At 46.5% G+C, this 13,491-nt stretch carries 12 protein-coding genes; 6 read left to right on the forward strand and 6 right to left on the reverse strand.

Translation table 11 applies throughout. From position 1 onward, the window contains the following. Positions 1-101: 101 nt before the first annotated feature. From ispH to fnr, 6 genes are all read right to left on the reverse strand, one after another. Entirely contained in the window at positions 102-1,025 is a 924-nt protein-coding gene (gene ispH, locus C1H71_RS17295; RefSeq protein ID WP_223145912.1) for a 4-hydroxy-3-methylbut-2-enyl diphosphate reductase, read from the reverse strand. Positions 1,026-1,125: 100 nt separating this feature from the next. Next, positions 1,126-1,620, reverse strand: a complete 495-nt coding sequence (lspA, locus tag C1H71_RS17300; RefSeq protein WP_130107668.1) for a signal peptidase II — start codon at positions 1,618-1,620, stop codon at positions 1,126-1,128. Beyond that, on the reverse strand, positions 1,613-4,480 hold the full coding sequence (gene ileS / locus C1H71_RS17305; RefSeq protein ID WP_130107669.1) for an isoleucine--tRNA ligase: 2,868 nt from the start codon (positions 4,478-4,480) through the stop codon (positions 1,613-1,615). The genes lspA and ileS overlap by 8 nt, the downstream gene beginning before the upstream one ends. 48 nt (positions 4,481-4,528) lie before the next feature. Beyond that, positions 4,529-5,452: a bifunctional riboflavin kinase/FAD synthetase gene (locus tag C1H71_RS17310; protein WP_130107670.1), complete on the reverse strand. Its 924-nt coding sequence runs from the start codon at positions 5,450-5,452 to the stop codon at positions 4,529-4,531. Between the two features lie 163 nt (positions 5,453-5,615). Further along, a complete protein-coding gene (locus tag C1H71_RS17315) occupies positions 5,616-6,209 on the reverse strand; it encodes a hypothetical protein (RefSeq protein ID WP_130107671.1) in 594 nt (197 codons plus the stop codon). A 105-nt stretch (positions 6,210-6,314) separates the two neighbouring features. After that, positions 6,315-7,064 (reverse strand): fumarate/nitrate reduction transcriptional regulator Fnr, encoded by a 750-nt coding sequence (gene fnr, locus C1H71_RS17320; RefSeq protein WP_130107672.1) that lies wholly within the window; start codon positions 7,062-7,064, stop codon positions 6,315-6,317. A gap of 128 nt (positions 7,065-7,192) precedes the next feature. Here fnr and hemN point away from each other — a divergent pair, with 128 nt between their 5' ends. From hemN to C1H71_RS17350, 6 genes are all read left to right on the forward strand, one after another. Next, a complete protein-coding gene (hemN, locus tag C1H71_RS17325; RefSeq protein ID WP_130107673.1) occupies positions 7,193-8,599 on the forward strand; it encodes an oxygen-independent coproporphyrinogen III oxidase in 1,407 nt (468 codons plus the stop codon). Positions 8,600-8,630: 31 nt separating this feature from the next. Further along, positions 8,631-9,260: a sulfite exporter TauE/SafE family protein gene (locus tag C1H71_RS17330; RefSeq protein ID WP_262488319.1), complete on the forward strand. Its 630-nt coding sequence runs from the start codon at positions 8,631-8,633 to the stop codon at positions 9,258-9,260. 111 nt (positions 9,261-9,371) lie between these two features. Next, positions 9,372-9,740 (forward strand): response regulator, encoded by a 369-nt coding sequence (locus C1H71_RS17335; protein ID WP_130107675.1) that lies wholly within the window; start codon positions 9,372-9,374, stop codon positions 9,738-9,740. Continuing rightward, entirely contained in the window at positions 9,737-10,354 is a 618-nt protein-coding gene (locus C1H71_RS17340) for a chemotaxis protein CheC (protein ID WP_130107676.1), read from the forward strand. The genes C1H71_RS17335 and C1H71_RS17340 overlap by 4 nt, the downstream gene beginning before the upstream one ends. Next, positions 10,354-11,304, forward strand: a complete 951-nt coding sequence (locus C1H71_RS17345) for a GGDEF domain-containing protein (RefSeq protein ID WP_130107677.1) — start codon at positions 10,354-10,356, stop codon at positions 11,302-11,304. The genes C1H71_RS17340 and C1H71_RS17345 overlap by 1 nt, the downstream gene beginning before the upstream one ends. 233 nt (positions 11,305-11,537) lie before the next feature. After that, a complete protein-coding gene (locus C1H71_RS17350; protein ID WP_130107678.1) occupies positions 11,538-13,460 on the forward strand; it encodes a PrkA family serine protein kinase in 1,923 nt (640 codons plus the stop codon). The last annotated feature ends 31 nt before the right edge of the window (positions 13,461-13,491 follow it).

Raw genomic sequence — 13,491 nt, forward strand, 5'->3', positions numbered from 1 at the left:
GCTGAGTTGGCCGAAAGGAGGGGCTTGATACGGTGGCTTAAAGTTGAATAAGCAGGCCGTTTGGCTTAAACGGCCTGCTATGGTGCCGGTTACATAAACACTTACGCCAAGCCCTTTGGGAGCGAGAAAATTACATTTTCTTCAATGCCATCCATTTGACGTATCGAGGCTGCACCAAAGTGCTCTACTTGGGTGATCACTTGCCTTACTAAAATATCGGGAGCAGAAGCGCCTGCCGTGACGCCGACATTTTTTTTGCCAATAAACCACTCGGCTTTTAGCTCACTCGCGTTATCTACCATGTAGGAGTTAATCCCTAGGTTGGCAGCTACTTCACGCAGGCGGTTAGAGTTGGAGCTATTTGGCGAACCCACTACCACCACTACATCGACTTCTTTTGCTAAATGCTTTACTGCATCTTGACGATTTTGGGTGGCGTAGCAGATGTCGTCTTTCTTAGGGCCGACAATATTAGGGAAGCGGGCTCGTAATGCTTCAATTACCACTTGCGCATCATCAACCGATAATGTGGTTTGGGTCACGTAAGCCAGCTTGTCGCTGGCAACTTGCAAGGTGGCCACGTCATTGGTTTCTTCGACCAAATACATACCGCCTTGGGCTTGGCCCATGGTGCCTTCTACTTCTGGGTGGCCTTTATGGCCGATCATGATGATCTCAAAGCCTTGTTCACGTAGGCGTTTTACTTCAAGGTGAACTTTGGTAACCAATGGGCAAGTGGCGTCAAAAATAGTTAAGCCACGCTCTGCCGCCTCTGCACGCACGGCTTGGGATACGCCGTGGGCAGAGAAAATTAGTGTATTACCCGCAGGTACATCGGCCAAATCTTCAACAAAGATGGCGCCTTTGAGTTTGAGGTCTTCAATTACAAATTTATTGTGTACGACTTCGTGACGCACATAGATCGGCGCGCCAAATTTTTCGAGGGCTTTTTCAACAATGGCAATGGCACGGTCAACGCCCGCACAAAAGCCACGGGGCGTTGCTAAAACAATTTGCATTTTCATGCCACTTTCTCCGATTTAGCTTCACCGCGGAAGGTGTCATTCATCATAAGGGCTGCGCCGATATTTATTTCGGAGGCCGCAAGTTTGTTGAATCGCTGCATCATGCCACTTTCTCCGATTTAGCTTGACCGCGGAAGGAATCGATTACCATAAGTACTGCACCGATACAGATGGCAGAGTCCGCAATATTAAATGCAGGGTAGTACCAGCGCTGCTGGTAATGGATCTGAATAAAGTCGATCACATGGCCTAAGAGCATGCGATCAATCGCATTGCCTAGTGCGCCACCTAAAATCAGTGCTAGAGCCAGAGCATAGCGTGTTTCTGCGTGGTGTTTTTTGAGCAAAAACACAATAAATAGCGATACACCTAGTGCCAGAGTAGTGAAGAAATAGCGCTGCCAGCCACCGGCATCGGCTAAAAAGCTAAACGCTGCACCTGGATTGTAGGCCAATGTTAGGTTGAAAAAGCCAGGGATTAAGGCGAGTTGTTCCCCAAATTGAAACGTCGCCTCAATCGCATGTTTGCTTGCTTGATCTAGCACTAGCACCAAAAGTGCCAGCCCTAGCCAACGCGCTAGGCCACGGTTAAGCATGAGCACGCGCCTCACCAGTGGAATGCAGGTTGCTATTGCAGCGGCTGCATAGCGTTGGATGCTCGCTGTGCGTACCTACGCTGGCGGTGTAGTGCCAGCAACGCTCGCACTTGGCCTCGGTAGAGGCGCTTACGCTGATTTGTGTAGCATCCCCTGCTTTAAGGCGGGCTTGGGATGTGATGAGTACAAATTTCAGCTCGTCATCCAAGGCGGCAAGGGCCGCAAATGTTTCTCCCTCAGCGGTGATGTCTACTTCGGCTTGCAGGCTGGAGCCTAGCTTGCCATCTGCACGTTGCAGCTCGATTTCTTTTTGCGCGCTAGCACGAACTTCGCGCACTAGAGCAAAGCGTGCTTCCAGTGTGGCAGCATCGCTCACCTTAGGCACGTTGTGCCATGTAGATAAGAATACGCTTTCATCGTTTTTGAGCGCGCTCCAAGCTTCGTGAGCGGTAAAAGAAAGAATTGGCGCAAGTAGACGTACCAAGGTTTGGCTGATATGCCATAGCGCAGTTTGTGCGGAGCGACGGCCTTGGCTATCCGCTGTCATGGTGTAGAGGCGGTCTTTGATGATATCTAAGTAGAAAGAACCTAAGCCTTCTGAGCAATAGGCATGGATTTCTTGCACGGCTAGGTGGAACTCGTACTTGTTGTAAAGCGCGGTGATTTTTTGCTGGAATGCAGCCAGTTCAACCAGTGCGTAGCGATCAAGTTGTAATAACTCATCCGCAGGCAAGACGTGGCCTGCATCAAAGTCAGAGATGTTTGCCAGCAAAAAGCGCAGTGTGTTACGGATACGGCGGTAGGAGTCAGCGGTGCGTTTCAAGATTTCATCAGAAATGGTGAGTTCGCCCGAGTAATCGGTAGAAGCAGCCCATAGGCGCAACATATCCGCACCCAGCTGGTTAATTACGGTTTGCGGTGCAATTACATTGCCCTTGGATTTGGACATCTTCATGCCCTTGCCATCCACCACAAACCCGTGGGTTAGCAATTGTTTGTAAGGTGCGCGGCCTTCGGTGGCGCAGCCTGTGAGCAAAGAGGATTGGAACCAGCCGCGGTGTTGGTCTGAGCCTTCCAAATACAGATCGGCAGGCCAAGTCAGCTCTTCTCTTTGCTTGAGTACGGCGTAGTGAGTGGAGCCAGAGTCAAACCATACATCTAGGGTGTCTTTTAGCTTGTCGTAGTAAACCGCGTCTTTGCCGAGCAATTCTTCTGCGTCGAGTTTAAACCATGCTTCGATCCCTTCTAACTCAATGCGTTTGGCAACGATTTCAAGTAGCTCGCCAGAGTTTGGATGCAGCTCGCCGGTTTCTTTGTGCACAAAGAAAGTCATCGGCACGCCCCAGTTGCGTTGGCGCGATACGCACCAGTCTGGGCGGTTTTTAATCATGGATTCTAAGCGCGCACGGCCCCAAGCAGGGAAGAATTCGGTGGAATCCACGGCGGTATTGGCTTGGGCGCGCAGCGTTTGGCCGTTATTGCCTGCGGTTTCCATGCCGATAAACCACTGGCTGGTGGCGCGGAAAATAATCGGGGTTTTGTGACGCCAGCAATGCGGGTAGCTGTGTTCTAGTTTTTTGCTGGCAAATAGCGCACCGCGCTCTGCTAAAATAGCCAGCACCATTGGGTTGGCTTCCCAAACGCTTTTGCCACCCAGTAATTCGATATTGCTATAAAAACGGCCATCATTACCAACTGGATTGTCGGTAGCAAGCTTATATTTTGTGCCGACTATATAGTCTTCTAAGCCATGGGCAGGTGCGGTGTGTACAAGGCCAGTACCCGCTTCGGTAGTGACATGGTCGCCGCAGATAATGGGCACAACACGGTCTAGAAATGGGTGCTGTAATTGTAAAAATTCAAGCGCTGAGCCTTTGGCTTGAGCTATGACTTCGCTGGTTTCGATGTCATAGCGCTTGATGGTGGTCTCAGCCAAATCACGCGCTAAGATCAGCAGGCCTTTGGGCGTGGCGATCAAATCGTAAATAAAATCAGGATGAACCGATACGGCTTGGTTGGCAGGGAGCGTCCAAGGGGTGGTGGTCCAGATCAGGGCAAAAGCAGGTGCGTCACCAATGTTTACACCACCGAATGCCTTGGATAAGGCCGCACTGTCGATGACGCGAAAGCCGACGTCGATCGCTGGCGATATTTTATCTTCGTATTCTACTTCGGCTTCGGCCAGTGCTGATGCACAGTCTACGCACCAATGCACAGGCTTTTGGCCGCGCAGCAGATAACCGTTGGCGTGGACCTTGCCTAAGGTGCGAACGATATCGGCCTCGGTTTTGAAATTCATGGTCAGGTAGGGATTGTTCCAGTCGCCCAGCACACCCAAGCGGATAAAGTCGGCTTTTTGGCGTTCAATCTGGGTGGCGGCATATTCACGGCACAATTCGCGGGTAAACGCAGCGGGTAGGCGAGTTTCTTTTGGATCGAGGCCGTTGGCTTTGCGGTAGTCTTGCACGCGCGCAAAAATACTAGGGTTGGCCGCCAGCGCTGGCTTATCAAATTTAACGATTTTTTCGATTTGATGCTCAATCGGTAAACCGTGACAATCCCAGCCCGGAACATAAGGCGCGTCAAAGCCATCTAAAGTCTTGGCCTTGATGATGATGTCTTTTAAAACTTTATTAACCGCATGACCAATATGAATGTCGCCGTTAGCGTAAGGCGGGCCATCGTGCAGAATAAATTTAGGGCGGTTTTGCTCTTTGGCTTTGGCCCGAATTGCTTGGTATAGCTTGTTGTCTTGCCAGTCTTTTAAAAAGCCCGGTTCGCGCTTGGCCAAATCGCCACGCATAGGAAATGGCGTGTCGAGTAAGTTAACTGGGTATTTATTGGCTGGTTTGTCTGACATGGTTATCTCTCAATTGTTTGTATGTATTTCAAAGTTGTTTTGATGAGCTTATTGGCTTTGCTGTGCGAACCAGTCGCGGGCATTCTGGCAGTCTTTTTCGATTTGCTTCACTAGGGTGGGCAAGTCGATGTATTTTTCTTCATCGCGCAATTTATGCAGGAAGTCTACACGCAGGTGTTGGCGATAAATCTGACGTTTAAAGTCAAATAAATGCGCTTCTAGTTTTGGGTGGGCATCGCCACCATGAATGGTTGGCCTAAAGCCTAAGCTGGCTACCCCTTGATAAGGTTTTTCTAGCCCATGCACTTCAACCACAAAAATGCCAAATAAAGGCGGGCGATTGTGTTTGATTTGAATGTTGGCGGTTGGAAAGCCCAAGGTGCGGCCAATTTTATCACCATCGACTACGCGGCCTGCAATGGAGTAAGGGCGACCTAAATAGCTCATGGCTAAATCCATATCACCCGCTGCCAACGCATTGCGCACCGCGGTAGAAGAAATGCGCGTGCCTTGATCGGCAACGGTGGCCAAGCTACAGGCGCTAAAATCTGGGCTGCCTTGCAGCAGGGCAAAATCACCTGCGCGCTTGGCACCAAAGCAAAAATCATCGCCCACAATGACATGCCGAGCATTTAAGTCTTTTGCTAGGATTTGATCTCTAAAATCCAGTGCGCTTAACGATGAAAATACACGGTTAAATCGCTGCACAATGACATAATCAATATCACGGCTTTTTAGTAGCTCTAACTTTTCGCGCAGGCTGGTGAGGCGAGCCGGCGCGGCATCTGGCGTAAAAAATTCACGTGGGTGCGGCTCAAAAGTGAGTACGCAGGTTTTTAGCCCGTGCTGACGGGCAACCGATTTTAATTCGGACAACATCGCTTCATGGCCCGCGTGCAGACCATCAAAATTACCGATGGTAATTGCCGTAGGGGGGAGATGCGCGTCGGATACGCTTCTGAAAACATGCATGCTTAAGCGCTTGGGCGGACTTTACGAAGCCGTAAATTGTAGCGGCTGGCGGACGTTTTGTCAGTTCGCTTGTGAATATGGCTGATATTTGCTGCGTTTTGCGGTGAATTGAGTGGGTTTTTGCTGGATGCGGGTCGTTTTTTGCCCGTAGGGTGGCGTGTTATTACTGCCCTTTGGGTGCAAATTGCATCAAAAACTGGGCTAGTGTGGCGGCAGGCTCGATATGTGCAGGTAGCTGGAAGGGGGTTTGCTGTGGATGTGCAGCGTGGTGAGTCCGCCCTTGGCTGAAGGCTAGGTATTGCTGGCAGAGTGGATGGATGGCTTGCCATTGAGTTGTTTGTAGTTCTGCTAGTTTACCTAAATCTGCCTTAGGTGATGGCTTGCCATTAGGGAAAATAATTTCCCAGCTTTTAATGATCGGCTGCAGCATGATGTGTTGCAAGAGGGCTAAAAAACTTGCAGCTCCCGGCCCTCCGGCGTGTAGCCAATTTCCCAGCCCAGTGGGGGAGAGGACGTCTAGTAAGGGGGTTGCGTAAGCTAAAGCCGTTGGCTCGCCACTGGCGGCCAACATCCAGCCGAAATGTGCTGCGCATTGAGGCTCGCCCACTAAGGCAAGGTCAATATGTTGCCAGCCTTCTGTTTTGGCCCAGTGAGCGCTGTGTAAATAATGCTCAAAATTGGCGTGGCCTGCGGTAAGGAGTAGCCCCCCAGACGGTAATACGGGGATTTGCGATTGCATGTTAATAGGAAGCAGCATGAGCTGCGGTATTGACAAAATATTTAGCCTGGCTTGCAAAGACTCCAAAATAGCCGCAGGAGCTAAAAAAAGGACTGGGCCAGATGGAGTCATAGGTATAGTGGCTTATTGTTGGCAATTGTTGATTAATTGTTTGAGTGCGGGGGCATCAATGATTTCAATCAGGCGGTTTTGCACCTTAATCAAACCATTTTCTTGGAATTTAGAGAGTGAGCGGCTCACCGTCTCAAGTTTAAGTCCCAAATAACTGCCAATTTCTTCACGGGTCATGCGCAAGTGAAAGCTGCTGGCAGAATAACCACGGATGGCAAATCGCTGGGATAAATTTAGCAAAAACGCAGCAATACGCTCTTCGGCTTTCATATTGCCAAGTAAAAGCATGACGCCATGGTCGCGAACAATTTCGCGGCTCATTAGTTTGTAAAAGTGATGTTGTAAGACAGGGATGCGACGGCTTAATTCTTCCATGTCGGTAAACGGTAACTCACACACTTCACTATCTTCTAAGGCAATAGCATCGCAAGTATGTAAGTCGGCACTGACCGCATCCATGCCCATTAGCTCGCCTGTCATATGAAACCCAGTCACCTGCTCACGTCCGTCTTCTGAAATAACGCTGGCTTTAAAAAAACCCAGTCGAATCGCAAATAGAGAGCGGAAAGGCTCACCTGCACGGTACAGCGCCTCGCCCCGTTTAATGGGTTTGGCTTGCGTGATCAGCGTGTCCAGTTCGTGCATCTCATCGGCAGAAAGCCCAATAGGTAGGCATAGTTCCCGCAAGCTACAGTTCACACAGCTTTGGCGAAGATGTTTAAGGCCTAGGTCGCGGACTGGAATGTGAGGTGTTGTGGTCATGGGATCATTCAATCTATGTACTCGTTATCACCAGTTGCACGTATTTTCTCGCGACTGTGTTGATATCGATCAAGGTTATGGGAAATGAATATGGGCAAGCTGCACACATGCGTTCATAAGGATGAAATATGCTACATCAAAATAATGCCACTGTATTAAAATCGCTTGACTTTGATCGTGATCTAATAAGCCAGCACAGCGGCAAGGGGCCAAGGTATACATCCTACCCCACTGCGGACCGATTTGTTGCAATGGATGCTCAAAGCTATGAGAAGAGTGTCGCTAAGCAACAGCCAGGCACAGCCATTAAGCCATTATCCTTGTACTTTCATCTGCCTTTTTGCAATACGATTTGCTATTACTGCGCTTGTAATAAAGTCATTACCAAGGATCAAGAAAAGGCTGATCAATACTTAGATTATCTCCTGAAAGAGATAAAAATACAGGCGGCATTATTAACAAATCGTGGCCGAGTATCGCAATTGCATTTTGGTGGTGGTACGCCCACGTTCTTAAACGATGCACAATTGGTTCGTTTAATGGAAGGAATTCGTAGTCATTTTGATTTAAAGCCCGATGGTGAATTCTCCATAGAAATAGACCCACGTAAAGTGAATGCAGCTACCGTGGCTTTATTGGGTAAAATTGGCTTTAATCGAATGAGTGTGGGGATTCAAGACTTTAATTTAGCCGTTCAGCAGGCGGTTAACCGTGTGCAATCTGAAGAAGAAACACGCATTGTGATTGAGGCAGCCCGTGCTAATGGCTTTAAATCAGTAAGCATCGATTTAATTTACGGTTTGCCGCTGCAAAGCCAAACCACGATGTTTCAAACGATAGAAAGAGTGCTGACCCTCTTGCCTGACCGCATTGCCCTATATAGCTACGCCCATTTACCCGAGCGATTTAAGCCGCAAAGGCGCATTGATGCTGGGCAGTTGCCCTCGGCAGAGGGTAAACTAGATATTTTACAAAGTAGTGTTAATCAGTTACTTGCCGCAGGTTATGTTTACATCGGCATGGATCACTTTGCGTTGCCTAATGATGCACTGGCCATCGCGCAGCGTCGTGGTGCTTTGCATCGTAATTTTCAGGGTTATTCCACGCATGCAGATTGTGATTTAATGGCGTTTGGTGTGTCGGCTATTGGTAAGGTGGGGCGTTGTTATTCACAAAATGCAAAGGATTTAATCTCTTATTATGCTGCTTTAGATCAAAATAACTTGCCGGTTGAGCGCGGCTTAAGCGTAACTCACGATGATTTGTTGCGTGCTGCCGTGATTCAATCATTAATGTGTCAGTTTGAATTGAATTATCAGCCATTGGAATTATCTTACTTTGTTGATTTTAAAAGTTATTTTTCGGAGGAGTTAATCCTGCTTTCGCCATATCAAGCTGATGGTTTAGTTTCTGTGTTAGATGATTCTATTGTGGTTAGCGCTAAGGGGCGTTTTCTAGTTCGCTCTATTGCGATGATATTTGATCGTTATTTACGCCATGCGGCACCTGCGGGGCGATATTCAAAGTTGATATAAATTGCTTGAATTTGATCTTTTGGCCTTGTTTTTGGCTGGACTGTTAGGCGGAGGGCATTGTGTTGGAATGTGTGGTGGGGTGGTGACGGCTTTTAGCCTGCAGCTGCCTGCTGGACGCCGCTGGCATTACCATTTAGGGTTTAATTTAGGGCGCATCCTAGGCTATGTCCTGATTGGCATATTGGTGGGGGGGCTGGGTTCTTTGCCTGTCTTGCTTTCTTTGCAAGGGATTAAAAGCATTCTATTTATTGCTGCGAATTTATTACTGATTTTGCTTGGCGCGTATATGGCAGGATGGTCAGTATTGATCCTGCATTTAGAGAAAGCAGGTCGGCCATTATGGGGTAAAATACAGCCGTTTATGCGGCTGTATTTGCCGGTTAAACGGTGGTTAGACACTTTAATTGTAGGTGCGTTATGGGGCTGGCTGCCCTGTGGTTTGGTCTATACAGCGTCACTTAATGCTTTAGCCAGTGCAAGTCCTTTGCATGGCGGTTTAATTATGCTGGCGTTTGGGCTTGGTACTCTACCTAATTTATTGCTGATGTCGGCCTTTATAGAGCCGTTACGCGCGCTATTGCGCCGTCCTTATTTGCGTTATTTTTTCGGTGGAAGTTTAATTCTTCTTGGCTCTTTCAGAATTGCCCAATATCTATATTGACGATTAAGTGTTTTTGGGTTTTGTTTTACGCTGCGCCAAGCTGCGTATAAAAAATAATTATATATTGCGTTTTTAAAGTTGTTGTTTCTGATTGAAGGAACTTTTAAAAAGATGCCTATCCCTATTTTGGTTGTTGATGATTCTGCTATGGCCAGAAAAATGCTAATAAAAGCCTTACCTACAAATTGGGATGTTGAAATTACGCAAGTATGCAATGGTATTGAAGCACTAGCAGCTTATCGAGCAGGCAAAGCTGATGTGATGTTTTTAGATTTAACCATGCCGCTGCTTGATGGGTACGCCGTATTAGAGGAGTTGCAAAGAGAAGGGCTGAATAGCTATGTAGTCGTGGTTTCTGCTGATATTCAGGTTAAGGCTCGTGAACGTGTTCGGCAATTGGGGGCTGCGGCCTTTGTTCAAAAACCAGTGAAAGCTTCTGATATCGAGATTATTTTGCGCGAATATGGAATCGCTTTATGAACGAAGAATTGTTTTTGACCGAAGACCAAGCCGATGCGCTGCAAGAAATTACCAATATTGCGATGGGGCGTGCTGGTGCGCAGCTTGCCCAAATTTTAGATACCTTTGTTAAATTATCCGTGCCACGTATCAGTATTATTCAAGCCGGCTCAATCAGTCACAATATACTGAACATGATAGGCAGTAAAAGTGCAGCTACGGCAATTCGTCAATCATTTAATGGCTCTTTGTCTGGTGAGACTATGGTGGTCTATGATCAGCATGGCTGTAGAAACTTAGCTGATTTAATGGGTTACGACGGTGTGATTGATTGCACGACCGAGCGCGAATTGCTGTTGGATGTGGGTAATGTATTAGTTGGTGCTTGTTTAAATGGCGTGGCCGATTTATTGGGCGCATCATTGGTGTTTTCTGCCCCCACTATTATGGCAGAGAATGTTGAAGTGGATCAGCTAATCAACACAAAGCACTTAACTTGGCATTACGCTTTATTGTTGGAACTGCACTTTACTCTAGAAATTAGAGATTTTACCTGTCATTTGCTCATCTTGATGCCAGAAGAATCGATTCTACGTTTGCAGCTTGCCATTGATGCGTTTATGGATAACCTCTAATGCAACAAAGATTATGTGATTTTATTGTTAATGAAGTGGGAGTCGGCATTTTTTCGCTGGACCAAGAGCATGAGATTTTGCTTTGGAATCGCTTTATGGCTCAGCATAGTGGCATATCCGCTGAGCAAGCGATTGGGGCCAATTTATTTGAATTATTCCCAGAATTACCGCAAAAATGGTTAAGCAAGAAAATTGAAAGCGTATTTGTGCTTAAAAACTTTGCCTTTACCTCATGGGAGCAGCGGCCTTATTTGTTTAAATTCCCCCATAATCGGCCAATTACCGGTGGTATGGATTTTATGCAGCAAAATACCACTTTTATGCCGGTAAGAAATGAATCGGGTGAAGTGGATGCGGTAACGGTTAATTTATTTGATGTAACTGATAATGCGATTGCCCAAAATCTATTGCAAGAAGCAATGGGTAAATTGGAAGAGTATTCTAATCGTGATGGGTTGACAGGTATTTATAATCGTCGCTATTTAGATGCGCGATTCACCCAAGAGCTAGAACGGATGTCGCGTTATCAGGCGGCGTTTTTTACTGTGATTTTGTTTGATTTAGATCGCTTTAAACAAGTTAATGATAATTATGGCCATCTGGCGGGGGATGAAGTGCTTCGCGTGGTGGCATCACGCGTATTGACCACGCTGCGTGATACCGATGTTTTTGGCCGCTATGGTGGTGAAGAGTTTATGTTACTGTTGCCACAAACTGATCTGGCAGGGGCGGAAATTGCCGCAGAAAGGATACGTGTGATTTTATGCGATCAGCCGGTTCAGTTTGGTGAATCAAAAATTAAAATTTCAGCAAGCCTAGGCTTATCTGAATGTCATTCTGGTGCGATTGAACCTCCTAAGGTGATTGAAGAGGCCGATATGGCCTTGTATTTTTCTAAGCAAAATGGGCGCAATCTCGTCACGGTCTACTCGCCTGAGATAAGTAGTTAATTCATTTTTGCAACACTAAGTAAGAAAAGAGCCCTGTGGGGCTCTTTTTTTTGCGCATTTTTATGGCTTATCCTAAGCAAATAAAATTTATTAGCAATCTACGTGTAATTTATTAAATTATTCAACATGAGCTTGTCTATAAAGAAGCAAGTGGCCTGTGCTTGAGCTGCTTGCAAGTGAGGGGCCGCATTCGCAGAGCCACTCGTACGACATACACGGTGAGGAGAGGCGTCATGGATGTCTTTAATAATTTTGCTGCACGTTACGAGCGCACACGCGAAGAAGAAATGTCTCTTAGAGACTATCTAGAGCTATGCAAACATGATCCAGTTGCTTATGCCACCGCGGCAGAGCGCATGCTGATGGCAATTGGTGAGCCAGAGCTCATTGATACTCGGTTGGATTCAGGCTTATCGCGTATCTTTCAAAATAAAGTGATTCGGATTTATCCCGCTTTCCGCGAGTTTTATGGCATGGAGGAGGTGATTGAGCAGGTGGTTGCCTATTTCCGCCACGCGGCTCAAGGCTTAGAGGAAAAGAAACAAATTCTTTATTTACTTGGCCCTGTTGGCGGGGGGAAAAGCTCGATTGCTGAAAAATTAAAAGAGTTAATGGAGTGCGTGCCTTTTTATTGCATTAAAGGCTCGCCAGTTAATGAGTCACCATTGGGCTTGTTTAATGCCGATGAAGATGGTGGCCTATTGCAAGAGCAGTTTGGTATTGCAAGCCGCTATTTAAAAACCATTCCCAGCCCTTGGGCTGTAAAAAGGTTGCATGAATTCAATGGTGATATTAATCAGTTTAGGGTGGTGAAACGCCATCCTTCTGTATTGCGTCAAATGGCAATTGCTAAAACTGAACCGGGGGACGAAAACAATCAAGATATTTCAGCCTTAGTGGGTAAGGTGGATATCCGCAAACTAGAAAAATATGCCCAAGATGATCCTGATGCTTATAGCTATTCGGGTGGTTTATGCTTGGCTAATCAGGGTTTGCTTGAATTCGTGGAAATGTTTAAAGCTCCGATTAAGGTGCTACATCCATTACTTACCGCTACGCAAGAGGGTAATTTTAAAGGTACCGAAGGGTTTGGAGCGATTCCATTTGATGGCGTTGTTTTAGCGCACTCAAATGAGTCTGAATGGAAGCAATTTAAAAATAATAAGAATAATGAAGCATTTTTAGACCGCATTTATATTGTGAAAGTACCTTACTGCTTGAGGGTGAGTGAGGAGGTGAAAATTTACGAGAAGTTGGTACTCAATTCATCGCTTTCTAAGGCGCCATGTGCTCCCGGTACATTAAAAATGATGGCGCAATTTGCGATTCTTTCACGGCTGAGAGAGCCAGAGAATTCGAGTATTTTCTCTAAAATGCTGGTTTATGATGGCGATAATTTAAAAGATGTGGATCCAAAAGCAAAATCTATCCAAGAGTATCGTGATTTTGCTGGGGTGGATGAGGGCATGAATGGATTATCCACGCGATTTGCGTTTAAGATCTTATCCAGAGTGTTTAATTTTGATCACGCTGAAGTGGCTGCCAACCCCGTGCATCTATTGTATTTGCTTGAGCAGCAGGTTGAGCGTGAGCAATTCTCCGCAGAGCTAGAGCAAAAATATATCTCGTATATAAAAGAGTTTATGGCTCTGAAATATGTTGATTTTATTGGCAAGGAAATTCAAACCGCCTATTTAGAAAGTTACTCTGAATACGGTCAAAATATTTTTGATCGTTATGTCACTTTGGCAGATTACTGGATTCAGGATCAAGAATACCGCGATGCGGATACGGGCGAGTCTTTTGATCGTACTAGCCTAAATAATGAATTAGAAAAGATTGAAAAACCGGCTGGCATTTCTAATCCTAAGGACTTTAGAAATGAAATCGTTAATTTCGTGCTGCGCGCACGCGCTAATAATGGCGGTAATAATCCAGCGTGGACATCCTATGAGAAGCTACGCTCTGTGATTGAGAAAAAGATGTTCTCTAATACCGAGGAATTACTGCCTGTTATTTCGTTTAACGCTAAGGCGAGCCATGATGACGCCCGTAAACATGAAGATTTCGTGAATAGGATGGTCAGCAAGGGCTATACGCCTAAACAAGTGCGCCTCTTGTGCGAGTGGTATTTAAGAGTGCGTAAATCATCATAATCCAGTGAGCAGAAGAGTTGTGCTTGAGCAT

The sequence above is a fragment of the Iodobacter fluviatilis genome (assembly GCF_004194535.1).
In the GTDB taxonomy this organism is placed as follows: domain Bacteria; phylum Pseudomonadota; class Gammaproteobacteria; order Burkholderiales; family Chitinibacteraceae; genus Iodobacter; species Iodobacter fluviatilis_A.